The following is a 23,762-nucleotide window of genomic DNA, read 5'->3' on the forward strand; positions in this document are numbered from 1 at the left end:
ATATTTTTTCGATAAAACTGGTTGCTACACTGCATAATCAGCAACCCTTTTTCCTAAAGCCTGTCTTCTCTCAATTGCTCGAATGTAACTAGCTTCTTGTAAAGCACCAATTCGTTCTAAGTTATACTCGCTAAGAACGCGATCGCGTGCTACTCTTCCAAGTTGCATACGTAATTTTGGATTTTTCAGCAACTCAACAACCGCCTCAGCAATTTTGTCAGGTGCATGAGGAGGAACTAGTAATCCTGCTTTGCCCGAATCCAACATATCAAACATACCACCCGCGTTACTGCCTACTACACCACGAGCTGCTACCATTGCTTCTAAACAAACATTCGGGAAATTTTCCCAACGACTAGGAAAAACACAAACATCAGTGGTAGCTAAAATTGAAGGAATAGAATCAAGAGGTATAGGCCCAGTAAATTCTAGAGAATTACTATAGCGTTTTAACTGCTTTTCTATGTATCGCCGCATATCTAAGCCTGGTTGAGGTGAAGGCCATAGTGCGCCAACAAAACGAAATTTTGCCTTTGGATACTGTTGTAATATATTTGGAATTGCTTGAGTAAGTTCAAGAACACCTTTACGAAGCTCTAATCTGCCAATAAAGGTAACTACATCGGTTTGAGTTTCAACCGGAATGTTGAGCAGTTCTTCACTAGGGATATAAGGATTAGGTATATGAAAAACCTTTTCTGAAGGTAGTTGCCACTCAGCAATTAATTTTTCACCAAGAGCTTTTGATGGAGTTGTAATCTCATCAGCCTCTAAAGTATGTAAACGTTCAATGTCGGTATTTATATTATAAAGCTCGTGAAAAAATGGTTTTGGTTTCTGTCCTCGACGCAATGCACCAAAAAATCGGCGAATTTTCATCTGTAAAGATGGCTCCACATAATTGATTTCATCAATCATAAAAGTTGGAGTATGGAGCTTAATAACAAGTGGAATATCGGGATTTATTTCTAGAGAGCCTTTTGTATGAGCGCCAGCTTCTGCTCCTTCAACAACATCAAAGTGAACTATTGTATGGCGTTCAGCAAATACTTTACCTATCCGACCAGAAAAATTGCGTCTGTTCGTACGATTCTCTTCAAGAATCCGATGAATTTTAATACCATCTTCTATATGAGTTCCACTTCTATAAGGACTACATGCGAATACTTCTACAAGATGTCCTCGTTGAGTGAGCATTTTGGCAATCTGATACATATATGTTGCAATTCCGCCATAGGCTGTATCTGGGGGATACTCATAACTAATAATCGCTATTTTCATATTCATTACTATTTAGGTGTATGTAGGTTTTAAAAGTTAGTAATTTTTAGTGAATTTAGAAAATTGAGATTTCCATTTATCGATTGCATCTTTAGGCATTTTAATTTCTACTTTTGATGCTGTTTCTATCCATTGAGTAATTCTAGGAAAATCTTCACGGTCACAGGTAGGTAGATTAGTATCCTTGGCTATTTCCTTAGCTCTGCTGTCTATTTCTATAATTAATGCTCGTTTTTTTGCTAAAAGACATTTAATCCCACCGTGTAATCTTGTACCTATATAATCAAATGAAACACCAGAATTGAGGAAGTCTTTAAATGAACTGTAGGAATGTTCTAACATGACAACTGGTATAGCCAAACTAGAAACAAGATTTGATATGTATTCTTTATCTCCTCTACCTTGAGGCCATACAAATACTTTTTCATATTTAGCGGCTATTAGTTCTAGCAGTTTTTGATCTAATTCTGGACACTGTGAATAATCAGTTAGCATTAACAGTACATTTTCCGCTTTTTTTGTGGGTATGTTTTGAAAATCCATATCTATAAACGGCCACATCGTTGGGCAGGCAGTGTTGATAACGTTATTGATACCCGCCGATTCAAGTTTCTCTTTAGTATATTTATCCCGAACAGAATGTATTAGTTGATTGGAGAGTACAGCACGTAGGGATGTTCTGGTGTATAAATTTGGTCTGACTTGATATCTTTCCCAACCAACGCCGAGCAAAATTGCCTTTCTCAATATAATTTTTTGTAGTAGAGATACCTTCCATTGCTTGTAGTAGTCCATTCTAGAACCCAACAAATTTGTCCCACCAACAAAAATTAGTGGGCAACTAGTGGCTGCGAGGATATGAGCAACTGTAGGAAATTCATGAGTTGCAATGTTTATAAATTCTCCATTTGGGAACAAGCTGTGAAGCTCTCTACTAACAGCTTCTTGAATAATTAAGTCTCCTAGATTGGCACTTGGGACACCTTGATTATTTTCTAACCCTGGATCAAATAAACAAATTTTCATATAAATCACAAAATCTTTTTATAAAATTTTTTTTACTAATTTTAAGTCTTAGTTTTTATCTTAATTTTAGACTGGTAAAATCCATCTATGATATACGCAGGTGTTGCCATATCCACTAGCAACCGCCATAGGCCGCCCTCGCATTTCTCCTGGCTCAACATCTATAACGGTTACTGCATCTATAGCATCTTGTAATTCACCATCACTGAGAATAGCGACATTCATACGATATCGTCCAGGTAATAACCCCAATTCATCAATTTCACAAATGCAAGCTTTTCCTATTTGTGAGTCTGTTAAATCTTGTGTACCGTGAATCTTACTATTAAAGTTGATAACTGGCTGTCCATACTGATCATAAAGTGTAAAAATACATGACAGTTTTGGCTTTATATCTGTTAAGTAAAAAACAAAACGAGCAGGTCTACCAGTTGATAATTTTGTTGAAGAATAATCATCACCTGTAGTGATTTGTATATGAGATAGTTTGACTAAACCTTTACCACGCCGATCTATTCTATCTAATAAATTTTCTGTAACTGATGCTTCCAAAGATTTAAGGTAGCTAGTAATCGCTACATAAGAACTATCATTTGTGTCTACAGACCCTTTTTGTAAAAAAATACCCCGATTACAAAGTGTTTGCACTACACCTATATTATGGCTAACAAATAAAATAGTTCGCCCCTCTTTACCAACCTCTTCCATTTTGCCTAAACATTTTTTCTGAAACTGCACATCTCCAACTGCTAATACTTCGTCTACAATCAAAATCTCTGGCTCTAAATGCGCTGCTACCGCAAATGCCAACCGCACATACATCCCTGAAGAGTATCGTTTGACAGGCGTATCTAAAAATTTCTCGACCTCTGCAAAGGCTACAATCTCATCAAACTTGCGTTTAATCTCTGCCTTACTCATCCCTAAAATTGCGCCATTGAGGTAGATATTTTCTCTCCCAGTCAACTCTGGATGAAAGCCTGTACCTACTTCCAATAAACTAGCAACTCTGCCTTTAATTTTGATGTTTCCTTGGGTGGGTTCAGTAATACGACTGAGAATTTTTAAAAGTGTAGATTTACCTGCACCGTTGCGTCCAATAATTCCAACTCTATCACCTTGCTTAATTTCAAATGAGACATCTTTTAAAGCCCAAAACTCTTCCTGATAATTTGCAGGTTTAAATTTTTGGTCTTGGAATGACTTAAATAAACCTTTAGCACCATTAGCTATAACATCCCTTAGTGCGGTGTATTTTTCCTGGGTTTGATGCCCAATAATATATTTTTTACCGAGATTTTCTACCTGAATTACAGTGTCAGACATAAGGTTTTTAGATATTAGTTAATATATTTGTTTGTTAATAAATAGGATTTTAATTGATTGCACACCTATCACAAAACTTATCGGTGCGAATCCTAAAATTATTCTAAAGTATCTGGGTCTACACCGAGCGATCGCAATCTTTGAGCCAATCATTCAGCCCGTTGCTGTTCTTGTTCGGCTTGTTCCTCTAAATCACATCTGCAAATGTACGTTCCATTCTGCGGAAGTACCAAATTCCACTGATAAATAATAGAAATACTAAGCCCAAAGAAAGTAAAAAGCCGGGTAAATATAAGTTCGATTCTCCCCCTAAAATTGCCCAACGAAAACCATCAATTACACCAACAATTGGGTTTAAGGAGTACAAAAACCGCCATTTTTCAGGAACTATGGTACTACTAAATCCTACTGGTGATATGTATAATCCAAACTGAACAATAAATGGGACAATATAACGAAAATCTCTATATTTAACATTTAAAGAAGCCAGCCATAATCCTGCACCCATTGAAGCTGCAAATGCAATGGCAATAAAAAATGGTAAGGTGACAATTCGCCAAGTTGGAATATAGTTATACCAAGCCATTAATCCTAGTAAAATTATCCCCGAAATCATAAAGTCTACAAAACTAACTACCACTGCGCTAGTAGGCACAATGAGGCGAGGAAAGTATACTTTTGAAATTAAATTGGCATTACCTATCAAACTATTGCTGCACTCGGAAAGGGAGTTAGCAAAGAACTGCCAAGGTAACATAGCGGAGAATACTAAAATCGGATAGGGCGCACCCTGGGAAGGCAGTTTTGCTAACTGTCCAAAGACGACTGAAAACACTACCATCGTCAGAAATGGGCGAATTAATGCCCAAGCAATACCGATCGCAGTTTGTTTATACCTGACCAAAATGTCCCGCCAAGCCAGAAAATAAAATAATTCTCTATAACGCCATATATCTTTCCAATACTGCTGTTCACTGCGTCCCGCTTCAATCACCAACTCTTGTTTGGAGCTAATATTTGTACTACTCATAAGTTATTGATTGAATATTAATATCTTGCAAAAGTTAATAGGCTTAAGTCACAAACTGGAAACCATTAAGACCTTGATAGGTAACATCCCTAGCACTGCGGCGGGTAAATTCACTTACGGAAGGATTTCCGTGAGAACTAATCACTCCTGTTGCTTGTTGCCATAGTTCTTGTGGTGCTGCTGAAATTTCATAAGCATGATCGTCACGTTTACGGACGTGATACCATTTGGTTTGTTGGCAGTGTTCACACCAAAAAGCTTCTAACCATTCTCCTTCGAGAGGAACGGCTGTTCGATTTGCTACTAAAATTAAGGCATTCCGCCGACTCATTCCCCTTTGTTGTAATTGACCTGGTTTATCGGCAAATATCTGATATTTCTGACTGACACTATCAAGATAACAGCCATGAATCGGACAGTAAATTCCGCGTCGTTTAGAACGTTTCCGATTTCGGTCACACCTTCTCTGCAATTTCACCTCCTGTATAGACAACAACTATGAGCAAGGAAGGTTGCGTTGGAGGGACTGAGATCAAAAGAAGACCATCAAAGCCCAACTCCTTGAAAATACAGCCAAAATGTTCAATTACAATGGTAATTTTGTTTGTTTTGCTACCTTTGTTGGTTAATTATTTCACAACTCTGGAAACTCTTGAAACCAGCTTTTAAACTCTAATCAATAACTTAATGTTATTGAAGTACAGTTTAATTCAATCAAGTTTTTAACTTTGTATTTACCTGATGATATTTTTATACCATGTAGTTGAACATTTGTGGCTTTATTAATTTGATAATTATTGCGAAATTACCAAACTTTAATAACCTCACTAAGCTTACTTTACATTACTCTGAGATTTGGTCATAAGTTCATCAGATGATATTGCCTGTTGCAGAACACGTAAGTATTGTTGAGATATGACTTTTGGTGTGAAGTGCGATCGCAAATACTGACGACCAGCTTTGCCCATACGTTCGCCTACTTGGAGGTCACGGCTGAGGAAACGGATAAATTGCGCTAACCCTTGACTATCTCCATTCTCAAATGTACTCCCACAGTTAGCTTCAGCCACCATTTCTCTAAGGTAAGAAGACTGGGAGCAAATTACAGCAATTGGTCTACCTGCTGCTAAAGCTGAGTAAAGTTTACTAGGTACAACTAAACCCTCTGTAATTGAATCTACACTCACTAGTGATAAATCACAGGCTGTTAAAGAATAGGGAAGTACTTGTTTATCTTGATAAGGTAGGAAGGTAAAATTTTCTAGCCCTAAACGATTTACTTCTTTGATTAATTCTTCACGTTTAGCACCGCCTCCAATGCACACAAACTGAATTGGTTCATCTTGCAATTGTTTTGCAGCCTCTAACATGGTTTCTATATCATGGCAGCGACCCATATTGCCAGAATAAAGCACAGTGAATTTGTTAACTAGATTGTATTCGTGGGCAAACTAGTTTTCCTTCTTAGGAATTGGGACAATTGCTTCCGGGTTAGCCCAACTGTGTATTACTGCAATTTTATCAGCCACTTCTGGACAATGGGCTAATATTTTTTGCTTCATCGCGGGGCTAAGTACCACAATCCCCTGAGATTTTAACCAAACTTGTTTGTTAATTTCATTCCACAAACGCACTAACCAACTATTTGGAGAAACTACACCTAGAGCGATCGCAATATCTGGGTATAGATCATAAAGTATGCAGACATAAGGTAGTCGAAATAATAAATAAGCTAAATATCCAATAATTGGTAAAAATGGTGGGGCTGTAGTAACTAATAATATGTTGTTGCGCCGCCAAGCCCGGAACAGATATAGTAATGCACGTAAAGTATATAGAACACCATTAACGGCTTTACCACGAATCCTACCAGACCAAAGTTGAGCAGTACGTGAGCGTTGAATTCTAATCCGGTCTACCCATTCAACGGCGGGAGCCGCCTGAGATTGAAACGCATAACCAGGTTGACTTGTAAATACCTCAACATTTACACCTTGCTGCCCTAGCTGTTTTACGAGTTCTTCAATCAACTGTCCTGTAGCAGCATAATCAGGGGGAAAAAACTGAGTGATTACAGATAATTTGATAGATTTCTGGCTTTTTACAGGTGCTTCGTTTTCGGATTCTATGGGAATAGAAATAGAGGGTACAAATTTGTTATTAATCCATTCATTTAATTTCATCGGCTGTGTCCTACGGGATAATTTTAAAATTTTGTTTACGACACTCCCGAACTGCCTAAGTCATTAATCCTAATAACTGAAAATATTGCTTATATTGACTGATGATTTTTTTTCCAGGTTCATAGAGGATCTTTGATTTGCAACTAGTATCCTCTGTGATTCACCTAATATTTTTTAGTTTATTTAGGCTATCTAGCTATAGTTCTGAGTTCAATACTTTTCTCAAAATTGGGAACACATAGAAGCAATAAAAAGCAAGAATAACCGTCACTATTTGCCAGATAAAGGATTTATGTTGATCGCCAGTCAAGCATTCTACTATGTGAAAGTGACTACTATTTCATTTGTTAGCTGTTTTAAGCTACATAAAAATCACCACTATTTTTCAATATACTACTACTTCTTAAAAAGTATGCAAGCTTACAATAATTAAATGGATGTCACCCTCTTTTATGATTTTTTGCTTTTTTTTGTAATTACTTATTTTTACTACTTAATAAATTTCTCTTAAGTATTGGTTTTCCTCCTAATTGAAATCAAAATATCTTTAGTTTACGTAAGTGTGATCACGAAATATAAGATACCATGTTTTAAAGGTAACTGGTATCCTTCATAGAAAGTTCATTTTCTCAGAAGATTTTTCAGATGTTTCTTCATAAAAGGCTGTTTTAGCTTTGTATTAAACTTTATATGAAGTAAATATTACAGAATCCAAAAATAGCTACCAAACCAGCTTAAGTAGCAGGTAAATAGTTGATTCTGTAGGGAGGTTGATTATACAGCCTAAACCCCTTAGTAGTATAATTAACATTGGGGTGACTAGTTGAGTGTTAGCGATTCAAACCAGACTTTAGGACTCATATTTGATTTGGGAAAAAAATCAGTACACCCAGAGCAGGCTTCTTTCCTACTCCCTACTCCCTACTCCCCATTCCCTACTCCCTACGTATCGTGCTTGCGCTTCGCTTCTCTGCGAGACGCTTTGCGAACGCGCACCACACAACTAGATTCAGGAATCAAACCGTATTCCTATATGAACTTATTTATTATTGAAATTGTGGTAGTACTTAATTTGCTTCGTCATCGTACCAGTGATGGGGAGGCAATTGATGTAAAGCTTATCCCTTCAGTACCGTCCAAATATTTTGTCTCGGAATCAGAGTAATTGATGTTGAGCTAATCTCTGAGTTACGCGCGTATCAAGGTATCTACATATAGAATAATTAAATCTTTATAATACAGATGTGTTGTATCAATTAGAATCTGTGTAGATACTCTATATGGGATTTTATCGATTACCACAATACTGATCAAAGCAAAACGTATAATACACTACTTTTTTATTTGGACAAGTATTTATCTATGATTCAATAGCTAACTACTAAATAATTAATGGTGAACACAGATTTACTTATGTGTGTTACAGAGACAGAAACAATATTATACTGGAAGGTTCATCATTATTCTTAAAAATAATTAAAACATAATTTAAGTGACGAAAATGAGTGAACAATCATATCCCAGCTTAAACGCTGAACAAAATGGCAAATATAAGCCATTATCACCGCAACCACAAGCAATGCCTGTTAACTGGGGTGAAGAAGAAGAAGAAAATTTTAGTATCAAGGACTGGCTCAACGTATTAAAACGGCGATCGCTAGTTATAGTGGGAGTATCGATGGCTGTCATGACTTTTGTGGTTGTGAATGTCATGCTCAGTAAGCAGCCAAGAGAATATGAAAGTAACTTTTTAATGTTAGTGGAACCGATTAACAATGATACTGAATCAGTAAATATTGTTCAAGATAATAATCCTAAAACTTCAACCCTTGACTACGATAGTCAAATATTAGTCCTCAAAAGTCCTGAATTGATGACTAATATTCTTGAGCAGTTGCGAGTTTCTTATCCAAATATCACTTATCAATCTTTACTACAAGCGTTGACGATTAATCGGCTAGGTGAAACCAAGATTATAGACATTCGCTATCGATCAGAAGACCCAAATCAAGTTAAAGCAGTATTAGATGTAATTTCAAAAGACTATATAGAATATAGCCAAAAAAGACGACAAACCAAATTGCGTCAAGGGCTGCAATTTATTGATAAACAGTTGCCATCGATACAAAGCCGAGTTAATCAAATTCAACAAGAACTGCAAATTTTTCGTCAAAGATACAATTTTAACAATCCAGATAATCAAGGAGATTTGCTGGATAAACAAGCTAATTCTCTAGCTGAGGCGCGACAGAATATTAATCTACAGTTAACGCAAGTCCGTAATCAGTTAAGTCTGCTCCAGTCAGATAACGGAAAAACAACAGTACTCAATACTGCTTTTTTATATCAAAAACTTTTAGATCAGGTAACGGAGTTAAACTCCCAAATTGCTACAGAGTCAACCATTTTGCAAGATGCTAACCCAAAACTGCAAACTCTGAAAGAAAAAAGAGATAGTTTGATACCAGTATTGCAACAAGAAGGACAACGCTTTTTAAGCGTAAGAGAAGCCGAGTTAAAAACTCAGCTTCAATCTTTGGATTTACAAAGCAACGAAATTGCCAAACTCGAAACACAGGTAGCACAACAACGTAAGCAAGTGCCAATTTTAGCACGGAGATATACGGAGATACAACGCAAATTACAGTTTGCGAATGAGAGTTTGAATCGGTTTTTATCAACCCGCGAGAATTTGGAAATTCAAATATCTCAAACAGAATTAGGATGGCAGTTAATCCAACCGCCTCTTCAGCCATCACTTGTAACTGCTTCTAGTCGAGTCAGAAATTTAATTATAGGCTTTTTTATAAGTCTAGCAGCAGGTATTGGAGTTGCTTTATTACTAGAAAAAATAGATAACTCTTACCATAGTGTGATCAAGCTGAAAAAGAAAATCAATTTTCCCTTATTGGGAAATGTGCCTTTTGATAATGAAGTTAAAGCCCTTCAATCTCGAACTTCCAAATCAAAGTTTTTTCCGATTAAGATATTTAATTCTTTACTAGAAGGTAGTCAAGATACAGATATTTCAATTGCTCAGGAATATAGCAGTTATTCAACTGAATTTTTAGATGCGTTAAGATTCCTATATACAAATATTCAACAAATTAAACCTGATTCTCAAGTACGCTCTTTGGTTGTTAGTTCGGTTACGCCTGGCGATGGAAAATCTATCGTTGCTTTTTATCTAGCTCAAACAGCTACAGCAATGGGGCTACGAGTACTATTAGTAGATGCCAACCTTCGCCAACCGATGGTTCACAACCTAGCTAATTTAAAGAATTTATGGGGATTAAGTAGTTTACTATCCACAAATTTACCAGTCAGTGAAGTCATTCACAAACTACCTTCTATGGAGCAATTATCTTTGATCACGGCTGGCCCCGCACCTGATGATCCAATTAAATTACTGGCTTCTGAAAAAATGAAGCAATTAATGGCAGATTTTCAGGATGATTATGATTTAGTCATCTATGATGCTCCTCACTTCTTTGGGCTGTCTGATGTTAGTGTACTTTCACCTTATACGGATGGGGTTTTGATGGTGGTGAGGGTAGGTAAAACGGATGCTTCCGTGATAGAGCAAGCTTTAGATTATTTAAGGATTTTACCGTTGAATATACTGGGTGTGGTTAGTAACAGTTAAAAAAGTGTTTGTAAAATCATGATATTAGTAGCTTGTTGTATCAATCAAGCTAATACACCCTTATATAGATTTCATGCACAGATGTTCTAAGATATTTTGCTTTGATAGCAAGTTAACTAAACATACTGCTACTAACAGCCTTATGTTCTTATAGAGCTTGTTCTGTATCAGCTTGATTCCTCACAATATGCACTAGTGTTGAGGGAAATGGATAGTTTGTGATTTATGAAAACCAATTAAATTTTAAAATAACTGAATATTTTATTTTGATAAATTTTTGATGAAGTTAAATACTATACCTATTGATTTACTGAAAATTGGACAGTATATTTTTAAGGCATTGTCTTTTCGGGTTCCAATAAACTTAATGAAGCATACTTCACTTCTTTCTACTTTGCTAGTAGGAACAAGCATAGCAGTTGTTACAACTGCTGCTAGACCGGCTGCTGCTATTACTGTCAATTTTCAGAATGTCTTTCCAGCAGATTCTGCACAGCAAGTTAATGACATTTATGTAGGTAACTTTTCAGTAAATGTGACTCAAAACACTGCAAGCACAGTTCTTTTTAGTTTTTCCAACAATAGTCCTGCTTCACAAAGTACTGCTATTAGAGATGTTGCTTTCAGTGTTGATCCTAGTATAAGTGGTCTTTTGTCTAGTGTTACGCCTAATGTAAGTAACGCTGGCAGTTATGTCAATTTCAACACAAGTCTTCCCAATTCACCACAAAGTAATAATATTCCAGGATGGGATGGTGAAACTTTTGGTGGAACAAGAGTAACTGGAGGGCAACAAAATGCAGGTAACGCGGCCGCAGTTCAAAGTGGAGAAACGTTGGGATTTCAATTTACTGCAAACTATAATAATGTGATTGATGCCCTCATAAATCGTAAGTTGCAGTTAGCTATTCATGTTATTAGTTTTCCCGGTGGGGGAAGTGACACATTTTACAATGCCAATTATAACCCCAACCCACAGCCTGTTCCCGAACCAATCACTATGCTTGGTCTTGGTGTAGGTACTGTAGGACTGGGTGCGTTAAAACGTAGATATGGCAACAAAAAAGCAAAAGTAACAGTTTAATCGCAGTTCAAATAACTTTGATTACGCTAATTAAGCAAGGCTAGATTTTCTCAAGAATGTGTCATTTACCTAATAGACATCTTACAATAATGAGGAAAAGTCAAATTTGACCTAAACTTCTCAAATAAAAGTTTGGTGTGTTTTCTATTTTATTTGTAAATTTTAAATAAAAAATTTAAGCAGTCAAATATTGATTATTAATATTCAAAACCTGAATTTATTAGAAATATTTTCTGAAATTTGCTTGTAGGCGAATTAATATACCCTGTTAAACGACCAATATTCTCTTCATTATTTATAATTAACAAACAGGACTTACGCCCAGGCTACGGAAAATCACACCACAGAGACGCAAAGTTCACAGAGGAATGAGAGTGTGAGAATTTTTTTGCGTAAATCCCAATAAAGTCAGATAGGGTATAAGGCAATACAGTTCAGTTAAGGCAACAACTTAGATTTGTGTAGGTTGGGTGGAGGAACGGAACCCAACATTCACTCATACTTTGTTGGGTTTCGCTATCGCTACACCCAGCCTACTATTCTCTTAACTGAACCTTATTGGGGTATAAGGTTCTAGATTTTAGAGAATTTGGATGACAGCTATTCCTTCCAATATTAATTAAAATTTTGAGAACGTTGAATGTTGCTGTTATGGAAAGCGATCGCAGACTATACTCTTGATGTATACATAAAACATCTATGCAAACATCAATGAATCTGGTAGCGATCGCATCTTCTTATCACTTAATAATTTCTACTTATTTCTTACTGACATGCGTATAATTTTTATCGTTATCTCGTAAAAGTTTATTAGTGCTGACAAATACAACTACCAACAGTAATAGCTGGATTTGCCAAGGTGCTAAGACTAGACTGACTACTAGGCTGATAATAGTAAACACGCCAGTTAAGTAAGCTAGTTCATCGCTACATTTTTTTGATAAGTAACCAGTTGCTAAACCAGTGAATAAAGGGATTAAAAAAATCAAAGGCATTGCAATTCTTCTCCTAAAATTTAAGATGCCAAGGATTAAGAAATTTTAATTTAAAGTTTTATTCATAATGATTGCTGTCAATCTTACATCTAAAGATGTTTTCTTCACAATACTCTAAATAAAGAAACAGTCAGCAAATCAAGATTCCGTAATTGTCTAGTAAATAAGTTTAACACTCAGTGCTGTCACTATAATATCTATCTAGGATATTACCTTTAGAAGTAACGTTTTTCCCTTAGATACCCAATGCTGAACATTCCTCAACTCTTAGCAGCTGAACTAGAGCTTAAACCTTATCAGGTGCAGAACGCGCTGGAACTTTTGGCGGAGGGTGCAACGATTCCGTTTATTGCACGGTACCGCAAAGAGCGCACTGGTGAAATGAATGAAGTGCAATTGCGCGATTTGTTTGATAAGTACAATTACTTAACAGAATTAGAGGCAAGAAAATCTGTAATTTTAAATGCGATCGCCGAACAAGGTAAACTCACTGATGAGTTAAAAGCACAAATTATCTCTTGTCAACAAAAAACCGAACTTGAGGATTTATACTTACCATATCGACCAAAGCGCCGCACCCGTGCCACCATTGCCAAAGAAAAAGGATTAGAACCTTTAGCTGAGTTTATTCAATCTCTCAATATTAAAAATGGTGTAGCTGCATCTTTAGCAGCAGAAGCAAGCAAGTATATTTCTGAAGAGAAAGGTGTAAAAACCGCAGATGAGGCGCTAAAAGGTGCAGCCGACATCCTTGCTGAAGCAGTAGCTGAAACAGCTGAACTGCGGGCTTATTTGCGTGACTATTTCCTAGAAGCTGGAGTTTTTGTTTCTCGGATTAAAGATGATCATCCTGAAGGTACAACTAAATTTGAGATGTACCGCAATTATCAAATCAAAGTCAAAAATATTGCTCCCCACAATATGTTGGCATTGTGTCGGGGTGAAGCGGAGGGAATATTAAGCTTTGATATTAATTTTGATGAAGATTATGTGCTTGGTTATCTCGAATCTCAAGTAATTCGCACCAAAGTCAGAGATATTCGAGATTTTTATCAGACGATGCTGAAAGATGCGTTTAACCGGCTGATGAAAACCTCTCTGACGGCAGAAGTAATTTCTACCAAAAAAGATTATGCAGACATAGAATCGATCAAAACCTTTGAGGCTAATTTGCGGGAGTTATTGCTGTCTGCACCTGCGGGGATGAAACCGACTTTAGCGATAGATCCGGGATTTAGAACTGGATGTAAAGTAGCTGTTTTAGATGAAACAGGCAAATTTTTAGAGTATCAGGCAGTTTTCCCCCACCAAGCAGCAGAACAACGCACAAAAGCAGCACAAACGATTAAAAATTTGCTTGAAAAATATCAAATTGAGCTAATTGCGATTGGTAACGGGACAGCTTCGCGGGAAACTGATGAGTTTGTCATCCAAGTATTACAAACTCTCGACCGTCAACCAATTAAAGTAATGGTGAATGAATCTGGTGCATCAATATATTCTGCCAGCAAAGTAGCGTTAGAAGAATTTCCTGATTTAGATGTGACAGTGCGGGGTGCGATTAGTATTGGTCGCCGTTTGCAAGATCCTTTGGCAGAATTAGTCAAAATAGATCCCAAATCTATTGGTGTGGGACAATATCAGCACGATGTTGATCAGAAACTGTTGAGAAAAAAACTAGATGAAACAGTAGAAAGCTGCGTCAACTTTGTGGGTGTAGATTTAAATACAGCTTCTAAAGAACTTTTAACGTTTGTGTCTGGGATTACAGCCGCAGTTGCCAACAACATTGTTACCTATCGCAATCAAAATGGTGCCTTTAAAAATCGCCGCCAACTTTTGAAAGTCCCGAAATTAGGGCCGAAAGCTTTTGAACAAGCCGCCGGATTTTTGCGGATTCGCAATGGTGATCATCCTTTAGATAATACGGCTGTGCATCCTGAAAGTTACTCAGTTGTAGAAGCGATCGCATCTGACCTCAACGTTAAATTAAATCAAGTCAGTCAAATTGCGGAAAAACTCAAAAAACTCGATCTGAAAAAATATGTCACCGATACCATTGGTGAACCGACATTACGGGATATCCTCAGCGAACTCGAAAAACCAGGACGAGACCCCCGCGCCGAATTTAAATATGCCACCTTTAAAGAAGGCATCAAAGAAATTAGAGATTTACAAATAGGGATGGAATTAGAAGGAATAGTCACAAATGTTGCCAATTTTGGTGCATTTGTTGATATTGGTGTACATCAAGATGGTTTAGTACATATTTCCCAACTTGCCGATAGATTTGTGGAAGATCCCAAACAAATCGTCAAGGTGGGACAAGTTGTCAAAGTGAGAGTCTTGGAAGTGAACGAGAAATTAAAACGGATTAGTTTGTCAATGAAAGCAGTTAAGCAATGAGGAGTGCTGAGTGCTGAGCAGCCAGTCGCGCGGCTCTCTGTGCCGACTTGAGCGAACTGGTGTTGCTGAGTAACCGCTACGGTGTACACACAAATATTCGTGTAGTGCATCTGTCCCGCCTCGGAATGAATTCCGAGCCTCATAGCGCAAGTCATCTCAAGATGACTCAACTAAAAATGTCTGACAGTCCACGCTTTGTGGACTTTGGCTATGAGCCTGGAACTTTAGTTCTAGGCGGGATGTGGTTGAACATGAAAATTTTTGACTTGTGTGTACACGGTAGCCCCTACAAGGAAAGAGGCTTTGAATCTTGCCCCTTTACCTACCAGGGAAGGGGTTGGGGGTTAAGTTGGAGAGAAAGTTTCACACCGCGTGACTTCTAAATTCTGCTTCAAGCAGTACCCTTAAACACTCGTTCGGCGGGGCCAGTCATATAAATTCGTTCGTCAATTTCTGACCATTCAATTTCTAAGCAACCTCCTGGTAATTCTACAGTCGCGGCGCGATCGCATTTTCCAGTTAACACACCAGCCACTAAAGAAGCACAAGCACCTGTACCACAAGCCAATGTAATTCCTGCGCCTCTTTCCCATACCCGCATTTTTAGGTAGTCACGACTTACCACTTGAATAAATTCGGTGTTGGTTCTTTGGGGAAACACTGGGTGATGTTCAAACTTTGGGCCGATGGTTTCTAAGGGAATGGCGGCGACATCTTCCACAAAAGTGATGCAGTGGGGATTCCCCATACTCACACAGGTTACTTCCCAAGTTTGTCCAGCGACTTCTAGGGGTTGATTAATCACTTTGGCATCAGCCACACCCAGGGTAGTCGGAATTTCGCCAGCTAGTAAATGTGGTAAACCCATATCCACCTTGATTTGACCATCCGGTGTTAGTTGGGGTGTAATTGTCCCCGCCAAGGTATGAATGCGATATTTATCTTGAGTGCGGGATATACCTTCTAAATCGGCGAGAAATGCCGCTAAACAGCGAATCCCATTACCACACATTTCTGGTTCTGAACCATCAGAATTAAAAATCCGCATGGTGTAATCAGTACCGTTTTTTCCTGGTAAGGCGAAAATTACACCATCTGCACCGATACCAAAGTGGCGATCGCACCACTCAACGGCTTTCTCTGGTGTGAGAACTGGCGTGGCTGCCCCGCGATTGTCAATTAAAATGAAGTCGTTGCCTAGACCGTGATACTTAGTAAATTCAATTGCCATTTTGCTAATGATGAATTATCAATGATTAGGAAAGTATGAAGTGTAAAGTATGTAGACACCCTTTGGGTGGCTTGCCGCAGGCGAGGATGAAATTTTATCCTTCATAATCAATAATTCATACTTTACAACTCCTTACAGAAAACATTTTTTATTGTGCATAAACCATCATCAAACATGGCGACCACTGATTTTGATACTTCATTGCCAAGCATTCGCCAAGTACAGAACCTGATTAAACAAGCCGCAGTAGTTGAGTTCAAACTAGTCACAGGCGATTTGTTGACAGGTAAGATTTTATGGCAAGACCCCGGTTGTGTTTGTATTGCCGATGAAAACAGCCAGCAAACAACCATTTGGAAACAAGCGATCGTCTATCTTCAACCCAAGGGTTGATTAGGGGCTAGAGGCTAGGGACTAGAGGCTAGAGGTTAGAGGCTAGGGGCTAGTATTTTTTCTCAGCACTCAAAACTCAGCACTCAGCACTCTCAACTCAGCACTTTCAAGACAGAAACTCTTTGATGGTTTGTGCTTCACTCGCTTTGGCTATGGGGATAGACAAAGGTATTTTGTTGGCTGTGGTGAATAAAGATTGTAGTTGATTCAGACTGGGTAAGCTACCACATAATAATACTTGGTCGCCAACTTTCAGTTCTGTTTTTTCGTCAGGGCGGCGAATAAACTTACCATCTCGTCGCAGTGCTTGGATTTGTAATGGTTTTTCGTGATTTTTTAAGTCAGCCAGGGTTTTATTCTCAACGAGAGAATCAGCCTCGACTGCTATCCATTGACAAGCACTATTTTCTCCGGGAACAGCTATTTTACCTTGGGCAAATTCTTCTAAGGCTGCTAGTTCTTCTGATTCGCCAACCACTAATAAGCGATCGCCTTCCTCTAATTTTGTGAGATTGTTGGGATAGTCGATTTCTGTGCCATTAGCGCGGCGAATCGCCATCAAGCTGACCCCTGTTAAGTAACGCATATCCGCTTCTTCTAAACTCATGCCAATGAGAGGTGAAGTTGCAGGTAAGGGATACCAGCGCCGATTTAAGTCGCGGGTGGCTTGGTCTAAATCGCGGGAAACCTCAGAAGCAGAACGTTCTGGGCGCAGATCCAAGTAATGATCGTTGCGGATTTGCTGCATTTCTCGCTGGACGATAAATTGTGAGAAGCCTAGATCGTTTAATAAATAAGTTGCCATTTCTAAGCTTGCTTCAAATTCTGGTTGAACAACTTCCCGCGCCCCTAATTGATAAAGCACCTCAATATTTTTGTCTTGGGTGGCGCGAACAACCAAATTTAATTCTGGATGTAATTCTAAAGCGCGTTTTAAACACAGACGAGTACTCATAGGGTCAGGAAGTGCGATCGCCATTCCTTTCGCATGGTTTACGCCTGCGGTTTCTAAAACGTGAAAACTCACACAGTTACCATAAACATAAGCTACACCCGCATCTCGTAACTGCTGAATCCGGCTTTCGGATTGGTCAATGACTACCACAGGTAAGTCATGCTGTTGCAATAACTTCACCAAATTTTTACCTACCCGCCCATAGCCACAAACAACTATATGGTCTTTTACAGGTAATTCTTCCGATACATCTCTGGCTTCACCTTCTCCTGCTAAATAAGGTTTCAGCCAAGGCATCGATTCGGCAAAGTTAAACAAAAATGGTAATAGCCGCAGCACAAAAGGAGTCAATATCAGGGTAACGGCTGTAGTTCCTAAAATGAGTAAATATATACGTCGAGATACCAACCCTAATGCTTGACCTTCACTAGCCAACACAAAGGAAAATTCCCCAATTTGTGCCAGTCCAAACCCAGCAATTAAAGCTGTTTTCAACGGGTAGCGGAAGAGTTTCACTAAGGGCGTAATAATCAAAAACTTACCCACAAACACCAACGCCACTAACCCTAAAATTAATTCCAGGTTGTTCCACAAAAACACCGGGTCAATCAGCATCCCAATGGCGGCGAAGAATAAACTAGCAAAAATATCTCGTAGCGGTTCTACATAAGTTAAGGTTTGGTCGGCGTATTCCACCTCAGAAATCATCAAGCCGGCGACAAACGCCCCCATTTCAATTGATAAGCCCAAATATTCTGTAAGTAGGGCAATACCTAAACACAAAGCCACTACACCGAGTAAAAATAATTCCCGGCTTTCCGTACGGGCTAACATTCGCAACAATGGCGGTATCAGCCAAATACCAGCCACAACTGCCCCAGCCGCAAATAAGCCAATCCGTACCAAGGCTGTGAGTACAGCTACACCAATCACTTCTGCTGGTGCGTGCAGCGCAGGTAAAACAGCCAGCATTAGCCCTAAAGCTAAGTCCTGTACTACCAAAATCCCCAGCATTACCTGTCCGTGGGGCGTTTCTGTTTCGTTGCGCTCCATCAAGCATTTGAGGACAACGGCGGTAGAAGATAAAGAAAGAATTGACCCCAGGAATACACCTTTAGCGGGTAAACTGCCCCAAGCACCCGTTAAGCCACACACCACCACTGTGACTAAGATTGTCAAGGCGATTTGTAGTCCACCTCCACCAAGAGCGATCGCTTTTACTTTTTTTAATTCTGCAAAAGAAAACTCCACGCCCAAGGCAAATAGAAGGAAGGCTACCCCGAACTGTGCCAAAGTTTCTACTTGAATAACCTCTTTAATCAGTCCTAGCCCCGCAGGCCCAACAACCATTCCGCCGATGAGATACCCCAACAGCACTGGTTGTTTTAACAGGGATGCCAACAACCCCCCACAGGCTGCGACTCCCAAAACTAATACTAAATCGACGATTAATCTAAAATCTTCTTGCACAATCTTTAAAAAGAACTATTAAGACCTGTTAACTTCAGCATACAAATTTTTATCTATCTGGGGGTTAAATTGTTGGCATAGAGGTCACAAAATTTGTGCTTTCTTCTTCCAGGACTTACAGCCAAAGATTGTTGCTTGGGACGGGTGTAAGGGTTTGGAATACCTTGAAGAGTGACATACTCCCCGCGCCGCCCTCCGGGACGGCGGGGGCTTCTCAGTGACTCCCGGCAACCCGTCGGACATTTCCTGAGCTTTGAAGGACGGGATGCCCCGCCGCCCTGTGTTTTATATTTCGCGCCGCGTTGTGGTCACGGTCGTAACTAGCACCACACTGGCAACTGTGCCATCGGTCAGCAAGCACTTTGGGAATTATCGCCCCGCAGTCAGAACACTCTTGACTTGTGCCGTTAGGGTTTACCGCTACTACCAAACACCCAGCACTTGCAGCCTTGGTGTTGAGAATTTGTAGAAAATGACCCCATCCAGCATCAGTCACGGACTTGGCAAGCATGGACTTTGCTAGTCCTTTGATATTTAGGTTTTCATGTGCGATGACCTGAGATTTAGTGAATAACCATATCGCTGTTTTATAGTGAAAATCTTTGCGCTGGTTAGCAACTTTTAAATGAGATTTTGCAACACGTTTAATAGATTTTTGACGACGTTTTGACCCTTTTTTTCTACGGGATAATTGACGCTGTAACCGTTTCAGTTTCTTCTCGGCTTTGCGGTAATACTGGGGAATTTGTACTTCTTGATTGTCGCTTGTAACCAAGAATGATTTCAACCCCATGTCAATACCCACAGTGTTATCCAGCGCGGGGATGACATCAGTTTTAGTGCTAGGCACTGTCACATCTTCCAAACTAAGACTGATGTACCATCCGTCAGCTTTACAGGTAATCGTGGCGGTTTTAATTTTGAAACCGTCAGGGATAGGACGGTGCAAAATCATTTTGACTTTGCCGATTTTGGGTAACTGAATGAATTTACCCTGTATGTGTTCTGGTTTGATGGGGTCGGGAAACGCTAATGAACGATAACGCCCTTGACCCTTAAAGCGTGGACGACCTGATTTTTTACCATTACTATCGCCCTTAAGCCAACGGTCAAATGTCTTTTCAACCCGTGCGATTACGTCCTGTAGCGTATGTGAGGGAAGTTCTTTATAGTCAGAAAACAGAGTTTTGGTGTTGGTTAATTCGCGCTTTTGGCTGTAGTAACTGGGCTTATCTTTTAACTGTGGCAGGTGACAAACTTCCAATGAACAACGATCAATGTCACATCGATTTTGCTCCCACCAGTTGAACCGTTCACCAAGTCGATAATTATATTGACGACGGCACAATTCTAGCCATTGTTCAAACGTGGCTATCTGTTGCTTGGTTGGACGTAGACGGTACTGGTAGGCTATTCGCATTCTTGTCTAATCTTTCTCTGGTTCAAATAAATCGGCCAAATTTTCAACTGTGGATCTTGTGATTTTGCAAAGTTTGATGGTTTGCCTTAGCGTAACATTTGGTTTTGACTACCAAGTACCGCAGGAAAGTAATTACACCAATCATGTTGATTCGATTAGGTGAATTAGTTAACCACATATCCCAGAAATGGGGTTGTGAGGTCATTGAATTTAATGGCGAAAGTGACCATGTTCACCTGTTATTCCGGTACTATCCCCAAATGCAATTATCAAAGTTTGTCAACGCCTTAAAATCCTACACAAGTCAACAAATTCGCTCATGTTTTTTGACAGAGATTAAGCGTGTCTACTGGGATAAACCTGTGTTCTGGAATAGTGCCTACTTCATTGCTTCGTGCGGTGGGGTGACTGTCGAGGTTTTAAAACAATACGTGCAAAACCAAGACTCCGCGACTTGTGTTCAAGACCAATTGGCGATTCCTCACCCACCCCACTCATCCCGTCAGCCTAGCGGCTGACATTAATTCGGGGGCGTGTTCGTCATCGCCCCGTCATTCTTCCCATCGCCGCCCTTCGGGACGGCGTGGGGCTGCTGACGGGAATAGCTCAATTTTTCGTTTTCTTGCGTCAGCCCTCAAGAATCAACCTACATCGTTTATGGCTGGTAACGGCTCATATTGAATTAGAGATGCGGTTAATTGCAGTACCTTCATCAGCATAACCGCTTGCTTTACACTGAAATATCCAAAAAAGTGTATAAAAAATCACTTTTTCCAATTTTATTTCAATAGTTAGCTGAAGAAATCCAGCCAGAGAGAGTATTTCTCCGGTAGTGTACTGACGACCGGATGAGTAAAATTTAGGTTTTACGGCAGTGCATTCAGCTAAAACCTGACTTTGTAAATAGGACTTACGCAAAAAAACGAAAAAATAAGGTTTTAGAACAGGGTGCAGGGGTATGAGGGTGTAAGGGTGTAAGTATTCAAAACCCTTACACCCCATACCCTTTCACCCATACACCCAATCCCCACAAACAATTTTGGTGCGTAAGTCCTGGTAAATACTCTCTCATTTTTCTAACCATGAAAATTCTACATTACAAACAAGAATATATCTGGCTAAAAGTTCTTGTTATTTCTATCTTGTTTTTAGGAATTTATTTCCGGTTTATTAACCTTGATGGCAAAGTTTATTGGAATGATGAAGTTTATACTTCATTATGGCTTTCTGGTCATCCCAGTACAGAAATTGTTGACAAATTTTATCATGGTGAAATTGTTAATGTTGGCATGTTAAAACAATATCAACAAATCAATCCAACCCAAGGTGTCAGTAGTGCAATTACGCGGCTGGCTATAGAAGATTCTCAACATCCACCACTGTATTATATTTTGGCATGGTTTTGGTCAGCTTGGTTTGGTAATTCGGTCGCTATAATTAGGAGTTTATCTGCCGTCATTAGTGTACTTTCTTTAGTCAGCGTATATTATTTATGCCGAGAACTATTTACATCATCTTTAACAAGATGGATAACTGTTTCACTGATAGCCATATCGCCGTTTCATTTATTATATGCTCAGGAAGCTAGAGAATATAGTTTATGGACGTTAACTATTATTATTGCTAACTACACAATTCTCTTAGCTTTAAGAAAAAAAACATTGCTTAGTTGGGTTATTTATACAATTTCCCTAATTTTGAGTTTTTACACATTTTTATTCTCAATTTTTGTGGTGCTTGGTCATGGTATTTATATATTAGGTATTAATGGGTTCAAAAAAACTCCGTCATTAATTGCTTATTTATTATCTGTCACAGCCGCTATTGTCGCTTTTATTCCTTGGCTGATAGTTATTTATCAAGGTAAAATCTCTGGCAGAATTCAAAGGTTAGATTGGATAACCGAAGCAACGAGTTTACCCGCATTCATTGGGAGATGGCTGCTAAATATCACGCGAATTTTTCTTGATTGGGTAATTATTAATGAAAATACACCATTTAAAACAATAATTTGGTTGATACCATTTACGTTAGCATTGATAGTTTTGATTGGTTATGGACTTTACTATCTCTATTGTTCAACACCTAAAACCACTTGGTTATTTATATTTACTTTAACTTTAACAACAGCCATAAGCTTAATAATTCCCGATGTTATCTTTGGCGGGAGGCGTTCAGTAGTTGTGAGATATCTCATACCAACATTTTTAGGAATACAATTAACAGTTGCCCATCTTTTAGCTAGTAAGTTAGTCGCCATTCAAAGCATAAAATGGCAAAATATCTGGAGATTAATTACGATTTTTATCATTTCCTGTGGGGTGATATCTGGTGTAATTATTTCTTCGGCTGATATTTGGTGGAATAAAGGTACAGCAAATAATTTAAGATTAAATCAAGTTGCTGAGGTGATCAATCAAACTTCTCAGCCTTTATTAGTAAGTGATGCTAAATTCCCCTCTATTTTAGGATTAACTCATATAGTCAATGCCGATGTGAATTTTCAGCTAACTACTCAGCCTCAAAATTTGGTCATTTCTCAAGTAAAAGACAATCTATTTTTGTTCTACCCATCAAGAAATTTACGCCTATATTTGAGTGTTAACTATAATCTAGAACCTATTTATATAGGAAAAAAGCAAGTTTTTGGTTTATGGAAAATCCAAGCGGTTAATCAGCGCAATTGACAATGAGGTGGGTTAAGGCATCAATCAAGCGATCGCTCTCCATTGGCATAATATTCTTACCGTGCATAATCTCTTGGGTCATCACAAAATGCACCAGTGAACCAATGAGTATCCTGGCTGTGGCTTCTGGGTCAGGGATGTTTAATTCCGAACATGACGCTAAATATTTACTGATAGTCTCAATTGCGGGTTTGGCAATACTCGCAATAAATACCTGGGCCAATTCTGGGAAACGCGCCGACTCTCCCATTAACAGCCTCTCAAATGCTTGATATTCTTGGTCATTCACCATTTGGTCTAAAGCAGTTTTGGCTAACCGCCGCAGCACAATATAAGGTTCCCCTTGGAGGGGTTGAGTACCTAAAATTGAATGAAACCGCTTTCTTGCCAATTTTTCGATTAATGCCCGAAATAAACCTTCTTTATCTTGAAAATGACTGTATACCGTGGCTTTAGAAACGTTGGCGGCTTCTGCTACCTTATCCATACTCGTAGCCGCGTAGCCGTGGGCGAGAAACTCCTGCATTGCCCCTTGGAGAATCTTTTCGACTTTTTCTGTGGAATTGGAACGGTCAATTTCTCCCGCTTTTGGGCGTGCCATGTTGCAATATTCCTGATTTTGTAATCGT

The 23,762-nt window shown here is 38.9% G+C and carries 17 protein-coding genes and 1 pseudogene; 7 read left to right on the top strand and 11 right to left on the bottom strand.

Annotation, left to right across the window (positions count from 1 at the left end):
* Window positions 1–24: 24 nt before the first annotated feature.
* The 6 genes and pseudogenes from H6G28_RS01655 to H6G28_RS01680 form a co-directional block, all read right to left on the bottom strand.
* Window positions 25–1,281, bottom strand: a complete 1,257-nt coding sequence (locus tag H6G28_RS01655; protein ID WP_190668481.1) for a glycosyltransferase family 4 protein — start codon at window positions 1,279–1,281, stop codon at window positions 25–27.
* Between the two features lie 36 nt (window positions 1,282–1,317).
* Window positions 1,318–2,307: a polysaccharide pyruvyl transferase family protein gene (locus H6G28_RS01660; RefSeq protein WP_190668484.1), complete on the bottom strand. Its 990-nt coding sequence runs from the start codon at window positions 2,305–2,307 to the stop codon at window positions 1,318–1,320.
* Between the two features lie 66 nt (window positions 2,308–2,373).
* On the bottom strand, window positions 2,374–3,633 hold the full coding sequence (locus H6G28_RS01665) for an ABC transporter ATP-binding protein (RefSeq protein ID WP_190668489.1): 1,260 nt from the start codon (window positions 3,631–3,633) through the stop codon (window positions 2,374–2,376).
* A 187-nt stretch (window positions 3,634–3,820) separates the two neighbouring features.
* Entirely contained in the window at window positions 3,821–4,663 is an 843-nt protein-coding gene (locus H6G28_RS01670; protein WP_190668492.1) for an ABC transporter permease, read from the bottom strand.
* Between the two features lie 43 nt (window positions 4,664–4,706).
* Window positions 4,707–5,135: a hypothetical protein gene (locus H6G28_RS01675; RefSeq protein ID WP_190668495.1), complete on the bottom strand. Its 429-nt coding sequence runs from the start codon at window positions 5,133–5,135 to the stop codon at window positions 4,707–4,709.
* A 361-nt stretch (window positions 5,136–5,496) separates the two neighbouring features.
* Window positions 5,497–6,846, bottom strand: a pseudogene (locus H6G28_RS01680) (glycosyltransferase family 4 protein).
* Window positions 6,847–8,347: 1,501 nt separating this feature from the next.
* Between H6G28_RS01680 and H6G28_RS01685 the strand changes: the two are divergent.
* Together H6G28_RS01685 and H6G28_RS01690 are read left to right on the top strand one after the other, a co-directional pair.
* Window positions 8,348–10,492: a GumC family protein gene (locus H6G28_RS01685; RefSeq protein ID WP_190668497.1), complete on the top strand. Its 2,145-nt coding sequence runs from the start codon at window positions 8,348–8,350 to the stop codon at window positions 10,490–10,492.
* 280 nt (window positions 10,493–10,772) lie between these two features.
* A complete protein-coding gene (locus H6G28_RS01690) occupies window positions 10,773–11,576 on the top strand; it encodes a PEP-CTERM sorting domain-containing protein (protein ID WP_190668500.1) in 804 nt (267 codons plus the stop codon).
* 758 nt (window positions 11,577–12,334) lie between these two features.
* On the opposite strand, the gene H6G28_RS01695 is transcribed toward H6G28_RS01690, so the two are convergent.
* Window positions 12,335–12,571 carry a hypothetical protein gene (locus H6G28_RS01695; RefSeq protein WP_190668502.1) on the bottom strand — a complete coding sequence of 79 codons (237 nt, stop codon included), beginning with the start codon at window positions 12,569–12,571 and terminating at the stop codon, window positions 12,335–12,337.
* Between the two features lie 246 nt (window positions 12,572–12,817).
* Between H6G28_RS01695 and H6G28_RS01700 the strand changes: the two genes are divergently transcribed.
* Together H6G28_RS01700 and H6G28_RS01705 are read left to right on the top strand one after the other, a co-directional pair.
* Window positions 12,818–14,977, top strand: coding sequence for a Tex family protein (locus tag H6G28_RS01700; protein WP_190668504.1), 2,160 nt, complete (start codon window positions 12,818–12,820; stop codon window positions 14,975–14,977).
* Window positions 14,978–15,153: 176 nt separating this feature from the next.
* A complete protein-coding gene (locus H6G28_RS01705) occupies window positions 15,154–15,360 on the top strand; it encodes a hypothetical protein (RefSeq protein ID WP_206758253.1) in 207 nt (68 codons plus the stop codon).
* An 8-nt stretch (window positions 15,361–15,368) separates the two neighbouring features.
* On the opposite strand, the gene dapF is transcribed toward H6G28_RS01705, so the two are convergent.
* The gene (gene dapF / locus H6G28_RS01710) at window positions 15,369–16,208 is read right to left on the bottom strand and encodes a diaminopimelate epimerase (protein ID WP_190588199.1); all 840 of its coding nucleotides are present in this window, start codon (window positions 16,206–16,208) and stop codon (window positions 15,369–15,371) included.
* 174 nt (window positions 16,209–16,382) lie between these two features.
* Here dapF and H6G28_RS01715 point away from each other — a divergent pair, with 174 nt between their 5' ends.
* The gene (locus tag H6G28_RS01715) at window positions 16,383–16,601 is read left to right on the top strand and encodes an Hfq-related RNA-binding protein (RefSeq protein WP_190668510.1); all 219 of its coding nucleotides are present in this window, start codon (window positions 16,383–16,385) and stop codon (window positions 16,599–16,601) included.
* A 106-nt stretch (window positions 16,602–16,707) separates the two neighbouring features.
* Here H6G28_RS01715 and H6G28_RS01720 read toward each other — a convergent pair whose 3' ends face one another.
* Both H6G28_RS01720 and H6G28_RS01725 read right to left on the bottom strand, forming a co-directional pair.
* Window positions 16,708–19,026 (bottom strand): cation:proton antiporter domain-containing protein, encoded by a 2,319-nt coding sequence (locus H6G28_RS01720; protein WP_190668514.1) that lies wholly within the window; start codon window positions 19,024–19,026, stop codon window positions 16,708–16,710.
* 214 nt (window positions 19,027–19,240) lie between these two features.
* The gene (locus tag H6G28_RS01725) at window positions 19,241–20,446 is read right to left on the bottom strand and encodes an RNA-guided endonuclease InsQ/TnpB family protein (RefSeq protein WP_190668517.1); all 1,206 of its coding nucleotides are present in this window, start codon (window positions 20,444–20,446) and stop codon (window positions 19,241–19,243) included.
* A gap of 98 nt (window positions 20,447–20,544) precedes the next feature.
* On the opposite strand from H6G28_RS01725, the gene tnpA reads away from it, so the two are divergent.
* Window positions 20,545–20,964 carry an IS200/IS605 family transposase gene (gene tnpA, locus H6G28_RS01730; RefSeq protein WP_190668520.1) on the top strand — a complete coding sequence of 140 codons (420 nt, stop codon included), beginning with the start codon at window positions 20,545–20,547 and terminating at the stop codon, window positions 20,962–20,964.
* 564 nt (window positions 20,965–21,528) lie between these two features.
* Window positions 21,529–23,133: a glycosyltransferase family 39 protein gene (locus H6G28_RS01735; protein WP_190668524.1), complete on the top strand. Its 1,605-nt coding sequence runs from the start codon at window positions 21,529–21,531 to the stop codon at window positions 23,131–23,133.
* On the opposite strand, the gene H6G28_RS01740 is transcribed toward H6G28_RS01735, so the two are convergent.
* A complete protein-coding gene (locus H6G28_RS01740; protein ID WP_190588203.1) occupies window positions 23,117–23,734 on the bottom strand; it encodes a TetR/AcrR family transcriptional regulator in 618 nt (205 codons plus the stop codon). The genes H6G28_RS01735 and H6G28_RS01740 overlap by 17 nt on opposite strands.
* Window positions 23,735–23,762 lie beyond the last annotated feature (28 nt).

The sequence above is a fragment of the Nostoc sp. FACHB-190 genome (assembly GCF_014696905.1).
Lineage (GTDB): Bacteria > Cyanobacteriota > Cyanobacteriia > Cyanobacteriales > Nostocaceae > Nostoc_B.